22 protein-coding genes are annotated in these 16,314 nt (G+C 44.2%); 11 read left to right on the top strand and 11 right to left on the bottom strand.

Going from position 1 to position 16,314, the window contains the following annotated elements:
- Window positions 1–109 precede the first annotated feature (109 nt).
- The 3 genes from GXP69_RS09320 to GXP69_RS09310 all read left to right on the top strand — a co-directional run bounded on the left by GXP69_RS09320 (window position 110) and on the right by GXP69_RS09310 (window position 3,211).
- Window positions 110–931 (top strand): M48 family metalloprotease, encoded by an 822-nt coding sequence (locus tag GXP69_RS09320; protein WP_163914670.1) that lies wholly within the window; start codon window positions 110–112, stop codon window positions 929–931.
- 50 nt (window positions 932–981) lie between these two features.
- Window positions 982–2,124, top strand: a complete 1,143-nt coding sequence (locus tag GXP69_RS09315) for an App1 family protein (protein WP_163914668.1) — start codon at window positions 982–984, stop codon at window positions 2,122–2,124.
- Window positions 2,125–2,293: 169 nt separating this feature from the next.
- Window positions 2,294–3,211 (top strand): toxin-antitoxin system YwqK family antitoxin, encoded by a 918-nt coding sequence (locus tag GXP69_RS09310; RefSeq protein WP_163914666.1) that lies wholly within the window; start codon window positions 2,294–2,296, stop codon window positions 3,209–3,211.
- A gap of 30 nt (window positions 3,212–3,241) precedes the next feature.
- Here GXP69_RS09310 and GXP69_RS09305 read toward each other — a convergent pair whose 3' ends face one another.
- The 3 genes from GXP69_RS09305 to GXP69_RS09295 form a co-directional block, all read right to left on the bottom strand.
- Window positions 3,242–3,727, bottom strand: coding sequence for a YybH family protein (locus tag GXP69_RS09305; protein WP_163914663.1), 486 nt, complete (start codon window positions 3,725–3,727; stop codon window positions 3,242–3,244).
- Window positions 3,711–4,448 carry a monofunctional biosynthetic peptidoglycan transglycosylase gene (mtgA, locus tag GXP69_RS09300; RefSeq protein ID WP_163914662.1) on the bottom strand — a complete coding sequence of 246 codons (738 nt, stop codon included), beginning with the start codon at window positions 4,446–4,448 and terminating at the stop codon, window positions 3,711–3,713. Before mtgA ends, GXP69_RS09305 begins: the two co-directional genes overlap by 17 nt.
- 167 nt (window positions 4,449–4,615) lie before the next feature.
- Window positions 4,616–4,873 (bottom strand): hypothetical protein, encoded by a 258-nt coding sequence (locus GXP69_RS09295; RefSeq protein ID WP_163914660.1) that lies wholly within the window; start codon window positions 4,871–4,873, stop codon window positions 4,616–4,618.
- A gap of 255 nt (window positions 4,874–5,128) precedes the next feature.
- Here GXP69_RS09295 and GXP69_RS09290 point away from each other — a divergent pair, with 255 nt between their 5' ends.
- On the top strand, window positions 5,129–5,764 hold the full coding sequence (locus tag GXP69_RS09290; RefSeq protein WP_163914658.1) for an LON peptidase substrate-binding domain-containing protein: 636 nt from the start codon (window positions 5,129–5,131) through the stop codon (window positions 5,762–5,764).
- A 73-nt stretch (window positions 5,765–5,837) separates the two neighbouring features.
- Window positions 5,838–7,067 carry a metallophosphoesterase gene (locus GXP69_RS09285; RefSeq protein ID WP_163914656.1) on the top strand — a complete coding sequence of 410 codons (1,230 nt, stop codon included), beginning with the start codon at window positions 5,838–5,840 and terminating at the stop codon, window positions 7,065–7,067.
- 1 nt (window position 7,068) lies between these two features.
- Here GXP69_RS09285 and GXP69_RS09280 read toward each other — a convergent pair whose 3' ends face one another.
- Window positions 7,069–7,971 (bottom strand): diacylglycerol/lipid kinase family protein, encoded by a 903-nt coding sequence (locus GXP69_RS09280; protein WP_163914654.1) that lies wholly within the window; start codon window positions 7,969–7,971, stop codon window positions 7,069–7,071.
- A gap of 128 nt (window positions 7,972–8,099) precedes the next feature.
- Between GXP69_RS09280 and GXP69_RS09275 the strand changes: the two genes are divergently transcribed.
- A complete protein-coding gene (locus GXP69_RS09275; protein WP_163914652.1) occupies window positions 8,100–8,276 on the top strand; it encodes a hypothetical protein in 177 nt (58 codons plus the stop codon).
- 176 nt (window positions 8,277–8,452) lie between these two features.
- Here GXP69_RS09275 and GXP69_RS09270 read toward each other — a convergent pair whose 3' ends face one another.
- Window positions 8,453–9,262: a M48 family metalloprotease gene (locus tag GXP69_RS09270; RefSeq protein WP_163914650.1), complete on the bottom strand. Its 810-nt coding sequence runs from the start codon at window positions 9,260–9,262 to the stop codon at window positions 8,453–8,455.
- Between the two features lie 183 nt (window positions 9,263–9,445).
- On the opposite strand from GXP69_RS09270, the gene GXP69_RS09265 reads away from it, so the two are divergent.
- Entirely contained in the window at window positions 9,446–9,637 is a 192-nt protein-coding gene (locus GXP69_RS09265) for a hypothetical protein (protein WP_235925636.1), read from the top strand.
- 74 nt (window positions 9,638–9,711) lie between these two features.
- On the opposite strand, the gene GXP69_RS09260 is transcribed toward GXP69_RS09265, so the two are convergent.
- A complete protein-coding gene (locus GXP69_RS09260; protein ID WP_163914646.1) occupies window positions 9,712–10,512 on the bottom strand; it encodes a murein L,D-transpeptidase catalytic domain family protein in 801 nt (266 codons plus the stop codon).
- Between the two features lie 236 nt (window positions 10,513–10,748).
- Here GXP69_RS09260 and GXP69_RS09255 point away from each other — a divergent pair, with 236 nt between their 5' ends.
- Window positions 10,749–11,150: a hypothetical protein gene (locus GXP69_RS09255; RefSeq protein WP_163914644.1), complete on the top strand. Its 402-nt coding sequence runs from the start codon at window positions 10,749–10,751 to the stop codon at window positions 11,148–11,150.
- A 13-nt stretch (window positions 11,151–11,163) separates the two neighbouring features.
- Here the strand turns inward: GXP69_RS09255 and GXP69_RS09250 are convergent, their stop codons facing one another.
- Window positions 11,164–11,553, bottom strand: coding sequence for a hypothetical protein (locus GXP69_RS09250; protein WP_163914643.1), 390 nt, complete (start codon window positions 11,551–11,553; stop codon window positions 11,164–11,166).
- Window positions 11,554–11,852: 299 nt separating this feature from the next.
- Between GXP69_RS09250 and GXP69_RS09245 the strand changes: the two genes are divergently transcribed.
- Complete coding sequence (locus tag GXP69_RS09245; protein WP_163914642.1) at window positions 11,853–12,083, top strand: hypothetical protein; 231 nt, start codon at window positions 11,853–11,855, stop codon at window positions 12,081–12,083.
- A gap of 83 nt (window positions 12,084–12,166) precedes the next feature.
- Here GXP69_RS09245 and GXP69_RS09240 read toward each other — a convergent pair whose 3' ends face one another.
- Window positions 12,167–12,628 carry a DUF4199 domain-containing protein gene (locus tag GXP69_RS09240; RefSeq protein WP_163914641.1) on the bottom strand — a complete coding sequence of 154 codons (462 nt, stop codon included), beginning with the start codon at window positions 12,626–12,628 and terminating at the stop codon, window positions 12,167–12,169.
- A gap of 38 nt (window positions 12,629–12,666) precedes the next feature.
- Window positions 12,667–13,137: a DUF4199 domain-containing protein gene (locus tag GXP69_RS09235; protein WP_163914640.1), complete on the bottom strand. Its 471-nt coding sequence runs from the start codon at window positions 13,135–13,137 to the stop codon at window positions 12,667–12,669.
- 319 nt (window positions 13,138–13,456) lie between these two features.
- Between GXP69_RS09235 and GXP69_RS09230 the strand changes: the two genes are divergently transcribed.
- Both GXP69_RS09230 and GXP69_RS09225 read left to right on the top strand, forming a co-directional pair.
- A complete protein-coding gene (locus tag GXP69_RS09230; protein ID WP_163914639.1) occupies window positions 13,457–15,082 on the top strand; it encodes an ABC-F family ATP-binding cassette domain-containing protein in 1,626 nt (541 codons plus the stop codon).
- 6 nt (window positions 15,083–15,088) lie between these two features.
- Window positions 15,089–15,805: a hypothetical protein gene (locus GXP69_RS09225; protein WP_163914638.1), complete on the top strand. Its 717-nt coding sequence runs from the start codon at window positions 15,089–15,091 to the stop codon at window positions 15,803–15,805.
- Window positions 15,806–15,887: 82 nt separating this feature from the next.
- Here GXP69_RS09225 and GXP69_RS09220 read toward each other — a convergent pair whose 3' ends face one another.
- Together GXP69_RS09220 and GXP69_RS09215 are read right to left on the bottom strand one after the other, a co-directional pair.
- Window positions 15,888–16,037 carry a lmo0937 family membrane protein gene (locus tag GXP69_RS09220; RefSeq protein WP_162345496.1) on the bottom strand — a complete coding sequence of 50 codons (150 nt, stop codon included), beginning with the start codon at window positions 16,035–16,037 and terminating at the stop codon, window positions 15,888–15,890.
- A gap of 68 nt (window positions 16,038–16,105) precedes the next feature.
- Complete coding sequence (locus tag GXP69_RS09215; protein ID WP_163914637.1) at window positions 16,106–16,258, bottom strand: lmo0937 family membrane protein; 153 nt, start codon at window positions 16,256–16,258, stop codon at window positions 16,106–16,108.
- Between the last annotated feature and the right edge of the window lie 56 nt (window positions 16,259–16,314).

The following is a 16,314-nucleotide window of genomic DNA, read 5'->3' as shown; positions in this document are numbered from 1 at the left end:
AGTTTGTAAACAGCAGTAGTTTTTGCTTCGTACATTCGGGCTATAACTACACATAGTAAGGCACAAACTTTGTAGTGCCAGTAAACTATATATAAAATACCGATTACATATGAAGCTTAAAAGATCTTTACTTACGCTTAGCCTGGTAGTTGCCAGTGCTTTTACATTCTATAGTTGTGGCGACGACGGGGTGCTGCTTTTTACTGTTGAAGATGATGTAGCCTTAGGAAAACAGGTAGCCCACCAAGTAGATTCGACGTACCGAGCGCAGGGCAGATTAATGGAGCGTAACTCCACCAACCAGCAGGCCTATGCTAACCTCGACAAAATTGTGAACCGTGTTCTGAACTCAGGAGAAGTGCAGTACCGCCAGCAGTTTGCCTGGGATGTGAAACTGATCCGAGACGATTCGCAATTAAATGCTTTTGCTACGCCGGGTGGCCATATTTATGTATTTACAGGCCTTATAAAATACCTGAACGACGAAGACCATTTTGCCGGAGTAATTGCTCATGAGGTAGCACACGCAGACCGCCGCCATAGTGTAAAACAGCTGCAGCGCCAATACGGTATTAACCTGCTGCTGTCTATTGCCTTAGGTAATAACCCGGGTGCCCTACGCCAGATTGCAGGTCAACTATCGGGTACACTGGCAGGCCTCAAGTTCAGCCGTGATGCCGAAACCGAAGCCGACAATTATTCTGTGGAATACCTGGCCGGAACTAAGTATTATGCCTGCGACGGAGCTGCCGGTTTCTTTATTAAGATGAACGAAGAGGCCGCACAGGGAACACCACCTGAATTCCTGAGCACGCACCCTAACCCTGAAAACCGCGTAGAGAACATACAGCAAAAAGCACGGCAGGAAGGCTGCAGCACTACAACTGCCCCGGACAATGACTTTACAGCGCTTAAAAATGCTTTAAAATAACGAATAAAGGCCTGCAGCTAGTTGCAGGCCTTTTTTATACTACCTGAACTATGAAAAACCTGAAAGATAAAGGCACCAAGGCCATACTGAAGGCAGAAGAGAAACTGGACATGCTCACGTTTAAGCTGAAAAGTAGACTAGGCATGATGCACCCCTTACAGATCGTACCTTATCGCAGCTATGGCACTCCCGAACGCCTGTACGTAAAAGGGCGTGTATTGAAAGATAAAGGCATTACCAAATCAGAAGAACAGGACACTTTATGGGAAAACCTGCTGAACATGTACCGCCGTTTCGAAACAGACGAAGTTCCCAATGCCCGCGTGCAGCTCTGTTTCAATAACCAGTTTCATGAGATTACAACTGATGTGGAAGGCTACTTTGTGCTGAACCTGGCTCCTGAAACACCCCTGGTGCTTGATGATATCTGGCATACGATAGAACTGAAACTGATTGATGCCCCCGTTGAGCTGAAAGAAGAAGTTACTGCCACAGCGCATGTACTGGTTCCGCCTCCCGATGCTGAATACGGCATCATCTCCGACATTGATGACACCATTATGCGCACAGGTGCCACCAGTTTACTTGAATCAGGCCGGAACGTGCTGCTCAACAATGCACATACCCGCATTCCGTTTCATGGCGTATCACAGTTTTATAAATCGCTGCAGTTGGGGCGAAATGGCAAACGTAACAACCCCTTCTTTTACGTTAGCAGCAGCCCCTGGAACAACTACGATCTGCTCTACCATTTCCTGGAGCTTAACGAAATACCGCAGGGTCCGCTCCTGCTACGCGACTTTGGCATAGACGAAACCAAGCTGGGCCACTCCGACCACATGAGCCACAAGTACAAAGAGATCGAAAACATCCTGATCACTTATCCTAAACTAGACTTTATACTGATCGGCGACAGCGGACAACAGGATGCGGCCATCTACAGTGAAGTAGTTAAGAAACACCCCGGACGTATTATGGCTATTTACATACGCGACGTGAACATAGAGAAACACACCCGCAAAGTAGTGAGCATAGCTGACGAGCTAAAAAAAGGCGGTGGCGAAGTGGAGATGCTATTGGTAAAAGAAACTGCCGAAGCTGCCAAACACGCCGCCGGTAACGGGTTTATTTTTGTTGAAGAAGTGAAGGAAGTAGAGAAAGAAGTGGAAATAGACGAGGCTGGGGATCAGTAAACATCGATCAGTTAGGAATAGGCTGTAAACAGCTTTAGCTATAGTTAAGCCGGATTGGTACAGTGGTACTTATCTGGCTTACTTGTTTTTGGGTATAATAGATAATTTATATCTTTAAGCTACAAACTGCTGATAAATCCGACTTCAACAAACTTTAACCTGCCAAATTATGCTATCACCCCGTGCACTCATCACACTACTTCTTGTTATTTGTGCAATAGTTAATTCACCGGCACAAAAGCTTACCAAGAAACAGCATTACAAAAATGGTATTTCAGAAAAGTATTTTGTGCTAAAGTCGGACAAATCGGTAAAACATGGTCAGTATCTGCGTACTTATAACGACGTTTGGTTCAAAGACTACATTATTGATTTCGGGGAATATAGCAACAACCAGAAAACGGGAAAGTGGTATGAGTTCTATGCAAAAGATCCCAACAACTTTTTGAGAGCAACAGGTGAGTTTAGCAATGATAAAAAAGAAGGCTGGTGGCAGTTATTTTACTTAGAAAATTCAGCAGACATAGCCATATCATTAGGTTCCCAGAAAATCACTGCCATAATAGAACCCAGAAAGAGTTCAGACAAATATAATATCACAATTGATACAACCAGACTGAAAAAGGAATCAGAAGGCAATTACAGCAATGGTTCTAAAACTGGCATCTGGAGCTACTTTGATGTAGATGGCGCATTAATTCATCAGTACGATCATAGTTCGAAAAAGCTGGTTGCAATTAACTATACGCTGAGCCCGACTGCGTATGTGTTATATCTGGGTAATGGAGACAGGTTTCTGAATTACTACCGCGCCGCACAGCAGGATATACAGTTAACAAATAGTAAACCACCAGTTATTACTAAACCATCAGAAGTAGTTTTTGAAGCATCAGATGATGGTACTTACAAACAGATATCAGGATTTGGAGACCAACAATTTATGGCACATGTCACTCGAATTGTACAATCAATTCCTCAGGAATGGGTTTACTTGGATAAAGAGAATCCCCAAAGAGTACATTTAGTGTTTACAGCAGAATATCCAGCTATTCCTAACAAGCCTACTTTTAACATAAGTCTACGTTAGGAAACATCCTGAAACAACTTAGAGCTTTACCTAACTCGAATGATCAGCTATAATCTTCCAGCCATCTACGAAGCGTTGGAAGATAACGGAAAAATGCCCTTCTAAGTCGCCTTTTGACTCCTCGCGTTGCAAGTGCCATTTGCCCACTACCAGAATATTATCCTGAGAAAGCGGACGGATTTCTTTAAAATCAAAGGTGAGCTTACCCATGGCTGATACGTCCGGGTAGCCGCGCTTATAGTTGTCGAGGGTTTGCTGCCAGCCGTAGGTTAGGCCGCTCTTGCCGACAAAAAGCAACGAATCCGATTTCCAGTAACCCTGCATATAGCCTTCCAAGTCGCCGACGCTCCAGCGTTCAGCCTGATCTGACAGCACTTGTTTTACCTGCTCAATTGCCTCAGCATGATCTATAGTTTGCTGCTGTGCTGTAGTTGTTGTTTTTGATTGCTGGCAACCTACAACTATAGTTTGCAGGGCCACAGCGGCAACTATAAAAAAATTATTCCTTATTTTCATATGAAGGCAATATAGGTTTAATATAGTTCACTCCACCCAGTCGACCCATAGCACGCGCTATTCGGCCGCGCTTCCGCTGCACATACCCACTAGGGTTTTTAGCGCTGTACTTGATCGGATTAGGCAAAACAGCGGCAAGCAAAGCAGCATTCTGGCGCCCCACATCTTTGGCTGGTTTCTTAAAGTATAACTGACTCGCAGCTTCCACACCAAATACCCCGTCCCCCATTTCGGCAATGTTAAGGTATACTTCTATAATGCGCTCTTTACCCCAGATAAGCTCGATCAGTACCGTAAAATAAGCTTCTACGGCTTTGCGCAGGTAGCTTCTGCCATGCCACAGAAAAACGTTTTTTGCTACCTGCTGGCTGATGGTGCTTCCGCCCCTTATCGTTCCGCCCTTCCTGTTACGCTTAAAGGCATCCATAATGGCGTCCATGTCAAACCCATTATGCTGCAGAAACAACTGGTCTTCGGATGCCACAACCGCTAGCGGCAGCTGCTCCGACATCTCGTCCAGATCTACAAATCTATAGTTTATAGTCGGGTCGTTCTTATCCGTCTTGCCGGCTTCTGCGCGCCGCTTTACCATGTGCAGCGTAGCAGGCGGATCAACCCATTTATAGAGCAGCACCCAGGCAATACTCAATAAAAAGAGGCTCAGCAACAGTTTAAAAAATACCACCTTAATGGTGTGCAGCCCCATACGCTTCTTACTCATAAAAGCATGTTCAATTCAGGCCGCAAAGGTATAGTATTCGCCCTTCTCGTTCCAAACGTATTGTGTTATTGTTATTGGCTTTTACAAGCCATAATTCATAACCTGTTTACTCTAACTTTAGAAGCTTAGAAAAAAGAAAAGTCTATCGAGCGGGAAACAGTTACTCACTAAGATGTTTTTTGCTTCCTACTTATAACTCCGATAGTTAGTAACCCAACACCGGCTGTGGCTAACCCACCGGCAATGGCAGCACCCAGGTTAAACTTCCATTTCATATAATAATCTGAGTCTCCGGAGTTATATTCATAGTCAATCTTTGAAACCCGTTTCTGTTTATAATAAAACTCATTGTTATTGAAGTAAGCACCTGCCATAACAGCCATAATCATCGCTAATCCTGCTATTATATTGTAATGTCGCTTCATAAGATTACTAAACAATTTTTGCCAAATATATAAGATTAAGCAAATTAAAAAACCTTACGTTGAGGGGCTTCAGTATTTGTAGTAATTCAAAATGAATAAATTCTCATCTAATAAAGAGATAAAAACAAAACGCCACCCTGATCAACGTAAAGGGATTTTATAAGTCAAAATTTAATGCTTTGCCAACTGTTGCGTGGGGCTCCTACGTAAGTTTAACAGATACCCGATGTTTACCTATTTTAAAACTTCATACACATGTCACAATATCTGCCCTTATTTCCATTGAATATTGTGGTTTACCCTGGCGAAAAATTGAACCTGCACATTTTTGAACCACGCTATAAGCAGCTTGTGCTTGACTGCATGATGGACGGGAAAAATTTTGGTATCCCGACCTATATTCAGAATGGTGTAGGCCAGTACGGCACCGAAGTAGAGATACTGAACATTGAGAAGAAATATGACAACGGAGAAATGGATATCCGGAGCCGGGGTGTTCGTACATTCAAGATCCTTAGCTTTGATAAAACGGCACCAGGCAGACTATACGCTGGTGGTGAGGTGGAATCTATAGTTTACCAGGACGATGAAGACATCATTACAAAAACCAAAATTCAGGAACTGATGCAGCAACTGTACGAAGCGCTTGGATTAAAAGGCCTGGCCAGTAGCCTGAGTGACGATTTTAACAGCTTTACTGTTGCACACCAGCTAGGCCTGAACCTGGAACAGGAATACGCACTGCTGCAAATGAAAAGTGAATCTGACAGGCAGGAGCTGATTCTGCAACATTTGCAAAACATACTGCCTATCGTGCTGGAAACCGAACGCTTAAAAGAACGTGTAAAGCAAAACGGGCACTTTAAATCGCTCACTCCACCGGAGTTCTAATAATCAGTATTCTATGAATAAATAACTTTTTAACCTTCTAACTCTCAAACTCTCTAACTCCTCAACTTACTCAATGCTTCTGTACTTTTTGATCATAGTGCCAACTCTTTTTGCATCTTTTCTGGTGTTCAGTTACTGGCAGGAACGAAAGTATAGACGCAAACCCTACTATAAATTAGCAGATGTGGGCTGGAGACAAAACACGCTCCCTCCCGACTCCGAGAAACTTTATTCTCTGGCTATGCTCGGCGATATAGGTGCCGTAGCCACTAATGGTACTGATCCGGTTTTGAATCATTTTAAACTATGGCAATCCGAAAACCGGGGAGCTGAAACTGCGGTTTTTCTGGGAGATAACCTGTACCCTGTTGGCCTGCCACCCGAAGGGCACCGGCACCGCGCTATGGCCGAAACCCGGCTGCAAACTATACTACAACAGTTGCAGGCTTACCAAACGAACTCAGTATTTCTGAGTGGCAACCACGACTGGAACAAAGGCCGCCCAGATGGTTACCAATACATGCTGCGACAGGAAAAATATATAGTTGAAGCGCTTGAGAACCCCGCCGGTTATCTGCCACCACATGGCTGCCCCGGCCCTGTTACGCTGCAACTAGCCGAAGGGCTACTGCTTGTGGTCATCAATACACAATGGTGGGTACAGCGCGGCGAGAAGCCGTTAGGCAAAAACTATAACTGCCCTTATACCGATATCGAGGAGTTTTACCTGAGCCTGAATGATCTGCTGCGAAAAAACAGGCACCAGCGCATTGTTATAGCCGCGCACCACCCGCTTTACAGCAACGCCCTGCATGGAGGTAAATTTACCATTAAGCAGCATGTTTTTCCGCTCACAGCAGCACATAAGCGTTTCCTGATACCACTGCCTTTACTTGGCTCACTGTACCCTTTTTATCGCCGCTATTTTGGTGCTTACGAAGACATGTCGCATAAAAAGTACAAGCGTATGCGCAAAAGGCTGCTACAGATTTTCCACCGCTATCAGAATATAGTGTATATAGCGGGGCACGACCATAACCTGCAGCACTTCGAGAAGCGTGGTAACCATTACATGGTAAGCGGCTCGGGTAGTAAGACAGCCTTTGTAAAGAAAGGTGGCAGCGCAACCTTTACCCTGGAGCAGCCCGGTTTTATCGTGTTAAATTATTACCGCTCAGGCGAACTATGGATGGAAGTGCACGTGGTGCCAGCTACCCCTGCAGAAGCAGCAACAGGCACCGGTGAGGTTATTTTCAGGAAAAAACTGGAGAGCGTACTTGTACCACAGCAGGCCCCCGTATAATTCAGGCTTCTTCTGGTTCCGGAACAGGCAGCAACACCTGAAGGCTTCTCGGCTTTATAGTTACCCTAACCTCTTTCCCCAGATCTATTGGCTCCCCGTCTATATGCATTACCTCGTTATCAGTATTGTAAATAGTGGCGGTGCGGCAGGTTAGTTTCCGGGTGTATACAGAGGTATCGATGCTATCAGTGTATAGTTTGTAGAGGATACCCAGGCCTGCTGCTTTCGGGAAGCGCTCAATCAGGCATATCTCAAAGCGTCCGTCATTAAGTATGCCATTTGGGTTAATAGCTGCATTACTCCCAAAGGCATTGGCATTAGCTATAGTTACCATAAACGCCTCGCCCTCAAAACGCTCCATATCGGTTTCAATCACATAATATTTTGGCTCATAACTCAGGTATTCCTGCAGCGCGATCCAGGCATAAGCGCCTGGTCCTCTGCTCTCACCATCCGAAAAGCGTTTTACAACCAGTGCGTTAAAGCCCAGGTCCGACAAGTGAATAGATGGATGGCCATTTATGTCAAGGGTATCAATGTTGCGAACCACATGCCGGTGGATCAGCACAAGTGCTTCTTCAATATCCTGAGGTATATTCAGGTCTTTTGATAAGCCATTACCCGAGCCAAGTGGAATAATACCCAATGGAATTTTCTGGTCGATCAGCAATGCAGCTACAAGGTTTACAGTACCATCGCCACCAACGGCAAATACAGCATCTGGTTTCTTTTCGCTTATAAGGCTTCTAATATGCCCTGCATCATCGTCTCCGGAGGTTTTATAGATATGCCCTTTAATATTGTGCTCTCTGCAGATTGCTTCTACCTGCTCTTCCAGGTCTGATTTATCTATATCACCTGCAATCGGGTTTATCACAAAAAGTAAAGTTTCGGCTGCCTGCATAAAATGTAATTATAAGGGTAATTAAGCACTGATACGAAGAAAACAGGATTGGGTAATGCACAAAAAAAACTAACCTGCGGGGTTAGTTTTTTCTGCAGCCGGCTTACGGCTGAGTTTTCAATAACTACTTGTTTTTAGATCCAGATGATCCGGAAGAAGAACCTCCTGAAGATGATCTGGAAGAGCTAGAGCCTGATGAAGAGCCGGAAGCACCACCAGAGCTTTTAGAAGTAGTTGACTTGTTTGCACTTGTTTTACCAGAGGTTGACGAAGAAGATCCTGACTTCGATGAACCGCTTTTCTGATTGTCGTTTTTATTAGTAGCCATTTTAATTAGCTTACAAGTTATAGTTTGTTTTGTATATGGCAGATGTGCCCGCAGCAGGGCTGCGTAAATGGAGCATTTGCAGTGAACTGCAATTTTCTTATACATAAAGTTTGATGGAAAGTTTTGTTTTCGACTTGCTTTCTCAACATTTTTTTAAGGCACAAGCCCTTCCGGCAGGCCATTTGGGTATTCCTGCTGAATGGCTTGTTCAATTTCAGCTATTCTATTTCCGGGGTTTGGGTGCGTCTGGGCAAACTCTGGCCCGTTGGATCCACCGCTTGCCTGCTCCAGTATGCGCATCACTTCAATCATGGCGCGTGGGTCATACCCGGTAGCACCGGTAAGCTTTACAGCCAGTCTGTCTGACTCAAGTTCATCTTCACGTCCATAGCGCATGGTCAGCAATTTACCTACCATGGCAGCAGCTATAGCTCCTGTGCGCGAGGCAGGATTATCAGGGTCGTATGTAGCGATGGCTGCAGCCCCAGTCAGCCCCTGTGTTAACCTAGATTTCGCTAACTGTTCAGCAGAGTGGCGCGCTACTACATGCCCTATTTCGTGGCCTAAAACGCCTGCCACCTGGCCTTCAGTGCTCAGCCTTCGTAATAAGCCTGCAGTAATAAATATCTGGCCACCGGGCAAAGCAAAAGCATTCACGGTCTGCTCATCTGCCAGCAAATGAAAATCGAATTTATAGGGTGTATTGGCCACTTCAGTTTCTTGTACAAGCCGCTGCCCTATTTCCTTTATGCGTTTAGCTGCTGCCTGATCGGGGTGTAAGCCACCGTACTGCGATGCCATCTCGGGAGCAGCCTGCAGGCCAAGTGCTATCTCCTGCTCCACTGTCATGTCTACATGCTGGTTTTCGCCGGTAAATTCGTTTTTTTCGGTATTGCACCAATATGTTACCAGCGATACAGCTGCAACAAGCAGCCCGATTATAAACTTTATGATTCCTCTCATGCTATAGTTATCTCATAGTTTCTGCAGGCATATATACGCCTGTAAAGCAGTTTGGCTGAGTGTAAAATTACCTTCGCAGCATCAAGCGCTAAAATGCTATACCTAATTATAGGATTATCGTATTACAGTTACGCAGGCTGCTATTGTGGCAGCTTACCTACATAAAAACGAAGAACTATGAATATGAAAAGAACTTTTGGCGCCCTGCTTACCATATTGGGTATCATAGGCATCATCTGGGGTGCTTATGCGTTTCTGATGGGCGGTGATGGCGCAGCAGTTGGCAAGTACACCTCTGCTATTCCATTTGTAATTGGCCTGATCTTCTTCTTTTCGGGCATCAGCCTAGTGAAAACTACAAAAGATCAGACTTAATAACTATAACACTATTATAACAAAGAAGCCCCTGCAGGATATGCAGGGGCTTCTTTGTTATAATTCAGCTTCTATTAGCTTGAAAACGCTGTAAGTGGCATATCAGCTGCAAAAGACTCTATAGCCAGTTCCATGTCCAGGTAATCTGATGTATATGGTTGGTTGCTGTGGTGTAAAAAAAGCACTGTTTCATCTTTGATTACATCAATCACCTCTTGCGATATTTCGGTTGGCAATGCCGGGCAACCCAGGCTACGGCCTAAACGGCCATGCTGCTTAATAAAATCCGAGGTTGCATAATCAGCGCCGTGTACAACTATAGCACGCTCCATGGCGTTGCTGTTAAAGCCTTCATCCATGCCTTGTAACCGTAGCGACAGGCCGTGCTTACCATAATAAGTCTTATCGGTTACATAAAAGCCTAGACTGCTCATATTAGAGTTAGGTACATTAGAAAACTTTTCGGCCTTTACATTTCCAGTGTTTTTGCCGTGCGATACCAGCGTATTATAAAGTAATTTTCTGGCAGAAAGATCTATAACCCATAGGCGCTTATGGTTACTGGACTTAGTGAAATCTATAACCGTAAGAATTGATTTTGAAGAAGATACACGGTTCTGTTGCTTCAGGTTGGTAAACCCGACAAAAGCTTTCTGGAATACCGCAAACGAAAGCCCTTTGCTTTCTAAGCCTGCTTCCTGGTATACTTGCTCTACATGCTGGGTAAAGGCAAGCTGTTTTTTCTCAAACGTTAACTCTGCTTTTTCTATCGTTTCAAAATTACCTGCTGTCATGGCGGCTGGTCTGATTTCAGCCATTGGGGAGTTGAAAGATTGCAGGCTGAGGGCAAGCAGAATAATGGTTGTTCTCAACATAAAATAGAGGTTCTTGTTTACGCAATTAATTTTTCAACAGGTAAAGCAGACAGAATTGTTCCGGACGGGTTAAAAATATGCCGGTTCGTAACTCCAAATTTATTCTATTTATAATACAACGCGCAACTATAGACCTGTGGTACAACCGACCTCAAAATATTTATTTAGCTGATATCCTGTAACTAAAACAAACTATAGAATAAGGTAAACTGAGCTTTATACCGTATTTTTACAGCATGAAAAAGCTGAACACGTTTCTGTTTATAGTTGCCTGCTGCCTTACAACTGCCTGCAGCACACCCGAAAGTTTACAAGGTTTTGATAGTGACACCTGGAAAAGCGACAAGAATGGCTGTTTAGGAAAACGCACAACACTTATACCTGAGTTTGAAAAAATCAGAAAAGAGCTTTATGGTAAAAAGGAATACCTGGTTCGAAACCTATTGGGTAAGCCCGATAAGGAAGAACTGATGGAGCGTAGCCAGCGCATTTACTATTACTATCTGGAAAGCGGTGCACAATGCGAGCAAACTATAGAACTATCCGATGCCTTGCGTGCAGAAGTACGGATAAATTCATTGGGTAAGGTTTCGGAGATCACTTACAATCATCCTGATGAAATAAAAAAGCCCGAGTAACCGGGCTTTTATATTATTCGTTTCCTAATTCCGAGAGATGCAGCATGTTCTGCCTTCCTTCAAGTTCCAGAAAACGTTGAACCTGTTCAGGCGTTAATATCTTCATCAGGGCTTTATCGTTATTCAGGTGCACTTTCTGTACAGCCAGCTGGCGTGTCCGTAGGTCTGTCAGCTCCGATTCCTGTAGTTGTTCGTAACGCTGCCGGTTAAGCTGCATCACTTCTTGCTGCTGTTCTGTGGTCAACTTCAGCTCCTGCACCATTTCCAGCGTTAGCAGCGCCGGCCCGGTAACATCAACAGCCAGTACTTTCTTATCCAGCCCATCATCTGCTTTCGTAATCCGCTGTGCGAATGCAGTTGTAGTGGCTAAGCCTAAGACAAAAATAAGTATAGAGAGTTTCATAGGGTATCCGTGTTAGGTTGTATGCTACACAATGTGTTATAGTTACTACAACGGAAAATCGGATTCAGGGTTAGGCTGTTTTAGTATATTTTAAATATCACACACATTACCAATTGCACCTATAAAAACACTAAAAATATGACTTTTTATATTTAAATGAATATAGTACAAAGAAAATGGTATATAAAACGGGATTAAGGTAACATAGATTTTTTTAGCTGGTATACACTATAAAATAAAATGATTAGTACTTTAATTAGCCCGCACACCTTTTAACCGCGGTTAACCATACGGAAAATATGAGAACAGAGAACTATAACCCCAGCATACTTGAAGTAGATTTCGCAAGAGCTTTTCATGAGATGAGTTCCCAACTTAGCAATCATATAACAGGCGGAAAAGTTGTAGAAGTGAAGTCCTACCCGCATCTGGACAATCCGCAACTTACCTACCGCATTAAAGACGAAGAAGGCGATCTGCATGAAATAGTGGTGCAAATCATACAGCGCCCGGATCACTTCATCAGCTAAATTAAGTAGCCACAAAACTATAAGCCCTGCCAGATCGGATCTGGCAGGGCTTATAGTTTATAGTTCATTTAACTTACCTGTTATCAGGGACTGTTCGGTACGGTATGGTCGTTCCGCTTAAAGAATTGCATGGCAATAAACCCGATCATTGCACCTGATATAACGCCTTCCATCATTAGTACCATGAATATAACAATGCCGGGTGTGCTTTCTACGCGCTCACCAAACATGCGGTCTGCCGAGATCACTTCTATCAACGAGTCGTCGAAGGCTTTAATGTATACCAGCATAAAAGCGGAAAAAACCACTGTAGCTGCCAGCGCTGTAATGAAAGATAACCCAAGGCCGCTCAGATATGGCACGTAGCGCGTTTTTTCGCGCCGCTTATATGCCCTGAGCGCCATGACAATTCCTATTGCCATAATGATACCATTCAGGAAACGGAACTCGAGGATATGTGACAGGCCGATCAGTTTCATGAACAGAAAATAGGCGATCAGGCCTGCTGCCGTCATCAAGCCATATTTCAGGCCCAGCTTTTCCATAGATTTTTTGGCTTATAAGGATTCTTATACAATCAAAGCTAAACCCGCTCTGTAAGCGAGTGGTCGGCACGCTTAAACCATTGCATGGCCACAAAAGCAATAATAAAACCAGGCACAGTGCCGTAAATAATGGTCAGGACAAACAGTGCTAGCAAGGAAATACTTTCCGGGAACAGCGAACTTGCTTGTAGGTGAGCCAGGTAAGTAGAATCGAAAAGGCTGATATACAACACCAGGAACAGCCCCAGTATAGTGGAAGATGCCACGCCTACAGTAGCACCAATAGCCAGCCCCTGGAAATAGTGGATCATACCATTCTTAATTCGCTTAAATTTAGAGATTGCCAGCACAATACCTATAACCAGGAAGATTGCGCTGATAAAGGAAAGCGCTACAATATCGTGTAAACCGAAAATGCCCATCAGCAGGAAATATACGATGTGCGCAGCACCTACCAGTATACCATACTTTAATGCAACTTTCTGATATGTTATTTTTCCTAATGCCATGATATTAAAAGTTTAGGGTATTCAATTACTTAATTCAGAATGAACAGTTTAGCAGCAGAATTGGTTAGTAAAAAAGTTACTAAGCCTATAGTTGGCTGCTAACTGAAATATTATTTAAACTATATACTAAAGAAGTATGGGTGGCGTTGTGCTTTGTAGCATATATTTTTACCACAATCACCACAACAACCTGTTTACAAGCACATTATAGCAACACTGATGTGCAACTATATTCAGCACCGGACAGGCATATCTTTAAACCCGACTTTTATTTTGTAGTTTTGCATTCAGAATCCATTTAATTCTCTAATAAGAAAGCATGATCAGCACTAGCAATGTAAGCCTGCGGTATGGCAAGCGCACATTATTTGAAGATGTAACTATAAAATTCGTTCCCGGCAACTGCTATGGCCTGATAGGTGCCAACGGTGCGGGTAAATCTACTTTCCTGAAGATCCTTTCGGGCGAGATAGAACCAAACACGGGCTCTGTGGAGATTCCGCCGAAAGCCCGTCTGGCTGTCTTAAAGCAGAACCACTTTGCTTACGATGAGTACCAGGTACTGCAGACAGTAATAATGGGCCACAAGCGCCTGTTTGACATTATGCAGGAAAAGGACGCCATTTATGCCAAAGCTGACTTTACGGATGCAGACGGCGAGCGTGCTGCTGAGCTGGAAGGCGAATTTGCTGATATGGAAGGCTGGAACGCTGAATACGAAGCGGCAGAGTTGCTGAGCGGCCTTGGTATAAGCGAAAGCCTGCACTACTCAAAAATGAAAGACCTGAGTGGTAGCGAGAAGGTACGTGTGTTATTGGCGCAGGCCCTTTTCGGTAACCCGGATATTCTGTTGCTGGATGAGCCTACCAACCACTTAGACGCAGAATCGATCATGTGGCTGGAGAACTTCCTGGGTAACTTCCCGAACACGGTTATAGTTGTATCGCACGACCGCCACTTCCTGGATGCGGTTTGTACACACGTAGCCGACATCGACTTTGGCAAGATCAAGATGTTTGCCGGTAACTATAGTTTCTGGTACCAGTCGAGCCAGCTGGCGCTTAAGCAACGTGCCGATGCCAATAAGAAGACCGAAGACAAGCGAAAAGAACTGGAAGAATTTATCCGCCGTTTCAGTGCCAACGCTTCCAAATCAAAGCAGGCTACCTCACGTGCCAAGTTACTGGAGAAACTTACGGTAGAAGATATTCAACCATCGTCGCGTAAATACCCATACATTGCCTTTAAACCAGAGCGCGAAGCAGGTAACCAATTGCTGAACGTAGAGAATCTGAGCAAGGCTATAGATGGCCAGCCGATATTCACGGATGTAACTTTCATGGTTGATAAAGGCGACAAAATCGCTATTCTTGGCCGTAATGACATTGCTGCAACTACTTTCTTTAAAATACTGGCAGGCGAAGAAAAGGCTGATACCGGTGAATTTAAATGGGGCACAACTATAAACACGGCTTTCTTCCCGAAAGACAACGCCGAGTTCTTTAACACTGACCTTAACCTGGTAGACTGGCTGCGTCAGTTCTCTGTTGAGAAAGACGAGAGCTTTATCCGCGGTTTCCTGGGCCGTATGTTGTTCTCAGGCGAAGAGTCTCTGAAGAAGGCTAACGTACTGTCGGGTGGTGAGAAAGTGCGCTGTATGTTCTCTAAAATGATGCTGCAGTCGGGCAACTTCCTGGTAATGGACGACCCAACCAACCACCTGGACCTGGAGTCAATTACGGCACTGAACAATGCCCTGAAAGACTTTGATGGAACTGTTATCTTCTCTTCGCATGACTTACAGTTTGTAGATACCATTGCCAACCGAATTATCGAATTAACGCCAAACGGCATGATCGATAAGCGTATGACATACGAAGAGTACCTGCAGGACGAAAATATCCGCGAACTGCGTAAAAAGATGTACGAAACAGCTACAGTTTAAAAACAGATGTCAGCTAACCCTACTTCTCTATTTGCAAAGTGCCTGCTGGCACTTTGCTTTTTTGTGCTTTGCTCGATCAGTGCTAACGCTCAGGTGGAGCCTGATACGGTGAAACGTAAGCCAGCCCTGCCAACCGGACCTCCGGGGAGCGGCCAGCCTGTATATACACCAACGCGCACACAACCACAGCAGCCTCCCAAGCCTAAGCCAGAGGTTGTAAAGCCGGTAGTACAGGAAGAAGAAAAAGAGAAGGAAGAGTTTATAGACAAACTATATTTTGGCGGTAGCCTGGGACTGCAGTTCGGTACATACACTAACATTTCTTTATTGCCTATACTTGGCTACCGTATTACTGACAGGCTGAGCGCTGGCGTTGGAGCAGTGTACCATTACATTAAGGATGGCCCCTACTCCATGCACAACTATGGCGGACGGTTATTTGCACAGGTAGAAATGTTTGATATTGGCGATGGAGCCATACTGGCGCATGCCGAAGCAGAGAACATCAGAAGGGAGTACCTGCGCGTAAACAGCACACAGACAGCCCTTGAAAAAGCAAATAAAAATCTGTTATTGCCTTTGGTTGGGTTAGGGTATCGCCAACGCATTTCCGAAAAGGCATCTTTTGATATTCTGGTGCTTTATAACAGTAACAACGATCCGGTTAACCCTTATAGTAACCCGGTTATCAGAGCTGGTGTAAATATTCCCTTCCGGAAATAACCAACTATAACATACAACAAAAAAGAGCTGCCTTACAGGGCAGCTCTTTTTATTTACTTCAGTTTATAAACCAATGGTTGCGTCAACCCCTTATAAGGCGTAACAGCACCATGATAACGGCGATCACAAGTAGAATGTGAATCAGGCCACCCACGGCATCAGGGAATCCCAGGAAGCCGATCAGCCAGAAAATCACAAGGATAACTGCTATAATATACAATAAATTTCCCATAGTTTTAATTGTTTAATGAAGGATGTAAGTTCATTGTTTTAAATAATAACGTGTTTTACTGTTCTAAGTTAGACTCCCCGAATCAGGCGAAGCAGTACAGCAACAACTGCCAGTACAAGCAACACGTGAATGATACCACCTACGGCATCCGGAAATCCTAAAAAGCCGATCAACCAAAAAATGACCAGCACCACGGCGATGATATAAAGTAAGTTTCCCATTGTTAAGAGTCTTTTAATTTTTAAAACAACTGCTGCCAATATTTATAAAGCAGCAT

The organism is Pontibacter burrus, from assembly GCF_010686685.1.
GTDB lineage: Bacteria > Bacteroidota > Bacteroidia > Cytophagales > Hymenobacteraceae > Pontibacter > Pontibacter burrus.
This window is presented reverse-complemented; position numbering and strand designations above follow the sequence as displayed.

What these genes read in the sequence shown, in the direction of transcription:
- GXP69_RS09260 (WP_163914646.1), bottom strand. Translation starts at nt 10,512, where the DNA reads ATGTTGAGAACAACCATTATTCTGCTTGCCCTCAGCCTGCAATCTTTC.
- GXP69_RS09230 (WP_163914639.1), top strand. Translation starts at nt 13,457, where the DNA reads ATGATCAGCACTAGCAATGTAAGCCTGCGGTATGGCAAGCGCACATTA.
- GXP69_RS09250 (WP_163914643.1), bottom strand. Translation starts at nt 11,553, where the DNA reads ATGAAACTCTCTATACTTATTTTTGTCTTAGGCTTAGCCACTACAACT.
- GXP69_RS09265 (WP_235925636.1), top strand. Translation starts at nt 9,446, where the DNA reads ATGAAAAGAACTTTTGGCGCCCTGCTTACCATATTGGGTATCATAGGC.
- GXP69_RS09320 (WP_163914670.1), top strand. Translation starts at nt 110, where the DNA reads ATGAAGCTTAAAAGATCTTTACTTACGCTTAGCCTGGTAGTTGCCAGT.
- GXP69_RS09270 (WP_163914650.1), bottom strand. Translation starts at nt 9,262, where the DNA reads ATGAGAGGAATCATAAAGTTTATAATCGGGCTGCTTGTTGCAGCTGTA.
- GXP69_RS09280 (WP_163914654.1), bottom strand. Translation starts at nt 7,971, where the DNA reads ATGCAGGCAGCCGAAACTTTACTTTTTGTGATAAACCCGATTGCAGGT.
- GXP69_RS09315 (WP_163914668.1), top strand. Translation starts at nt 982, where the DNA reads ATGAAAAACCTGAAAGATAAAGGCACCAAGGCCATACTGAAGGCAGAA.
- GXP69_RS09245 (WP_163914642.1), top strand. Translation starts at nt 11,853, where the DNA reads ATGAGAACAGAGAACTATAACCCCAGCATACTTGAAGTAGATTTCGCA.
- GXP69_RS09240 (WP_163914641.1), bottom strand. Translation starts at nt 12,628, where the DNA reads ATGGAAAAGCTGGGCCTGAAATATGGCTTGATGACGGCAGCAGGCCTG.
- GXP69_RS09305 (WP_163914663.1), bottom strand. Translation starts at nt 3,727, where the DNA reads ATGAAAATAAGGAATAATTTTTTTATAGTTGCCGCTGTGGCCCTGCAA.
- GXP69_RS09285 (WP_163914656.1), top strand. Translation starts at nt 5,838, where the DNA reads ATGCTTCTGTACTTTTTGATCATAGTGCCAACTCTTTTTGCATCTTTT.
- mtgA (WP_163914662.1), bottom strand. Translation starts at nt 4,448, where the DNA reads ATGAGTAAGAAGCGTATGGGGCTGCACACCATTAAGGTGGTATTTTTT.
- GXP69_RS09215 (WP_163914637.1), bottom strand. Translation starts at nt 16,258, where the DNA reads ATGGGAAACTTACTTTATATCATCGCCGTGGTGCTGGTCATTTTTTGG.
- GXP69_RS09235 (WP_163914640.1), bottom strand. Translation starts at nt 13,137, where the DNA reads ATGGCATTAGGAAAAATAACATATCAGAAAGTTGCATTAAAGTATGGT.
- GXP69_RS09225 (WP_163914638.1), top strand. Translation starts at nt 15,089, where the DNA reads ATGTCAGCTAACCCTACTTCTCTATTTGCAAAGTGCCTGCTGGCACTT.
- GXP69_RS09255 (WP_163914644.1), top strand. Translation starts at nt 10,749, where the DNA reads ATGAAAAAGCTGAACACGTTTCTGTTTATAGTTGCCTGCTGCCTTACA.
- GXP69_RS09290 (WP_163914658.1), top strand. Translation starts at nt 5,129, where the DNA reads ATGTCACAATATCTGCCCTTATTTCCATTGAATATTGTGGTTTACCCT.
- GXP69_RS09310 (WP_163914666.1), top strand. Translation starts at nt 2,294, where the DNA reads ATGCTATCACCCCGTGCACTCATCACACTACTTCTTGTTATTTGTGCA.
- GXP69_RS09295 (WP_163914660.1), bottom strand. Translation starts at nt 4,873, where the DNA reads ATGAAGCGACATTACAATATAATAGCAGGATTAGCGATGATTATGGCT.
- GXP69_RS09220 (WP_162345496.1), bottom strand. Translation starts at nt 16,037, where the DNA reads ATGGGAAATTTATTGTATATTATAGCAGTTATCCTTGTGATTTTCTGG.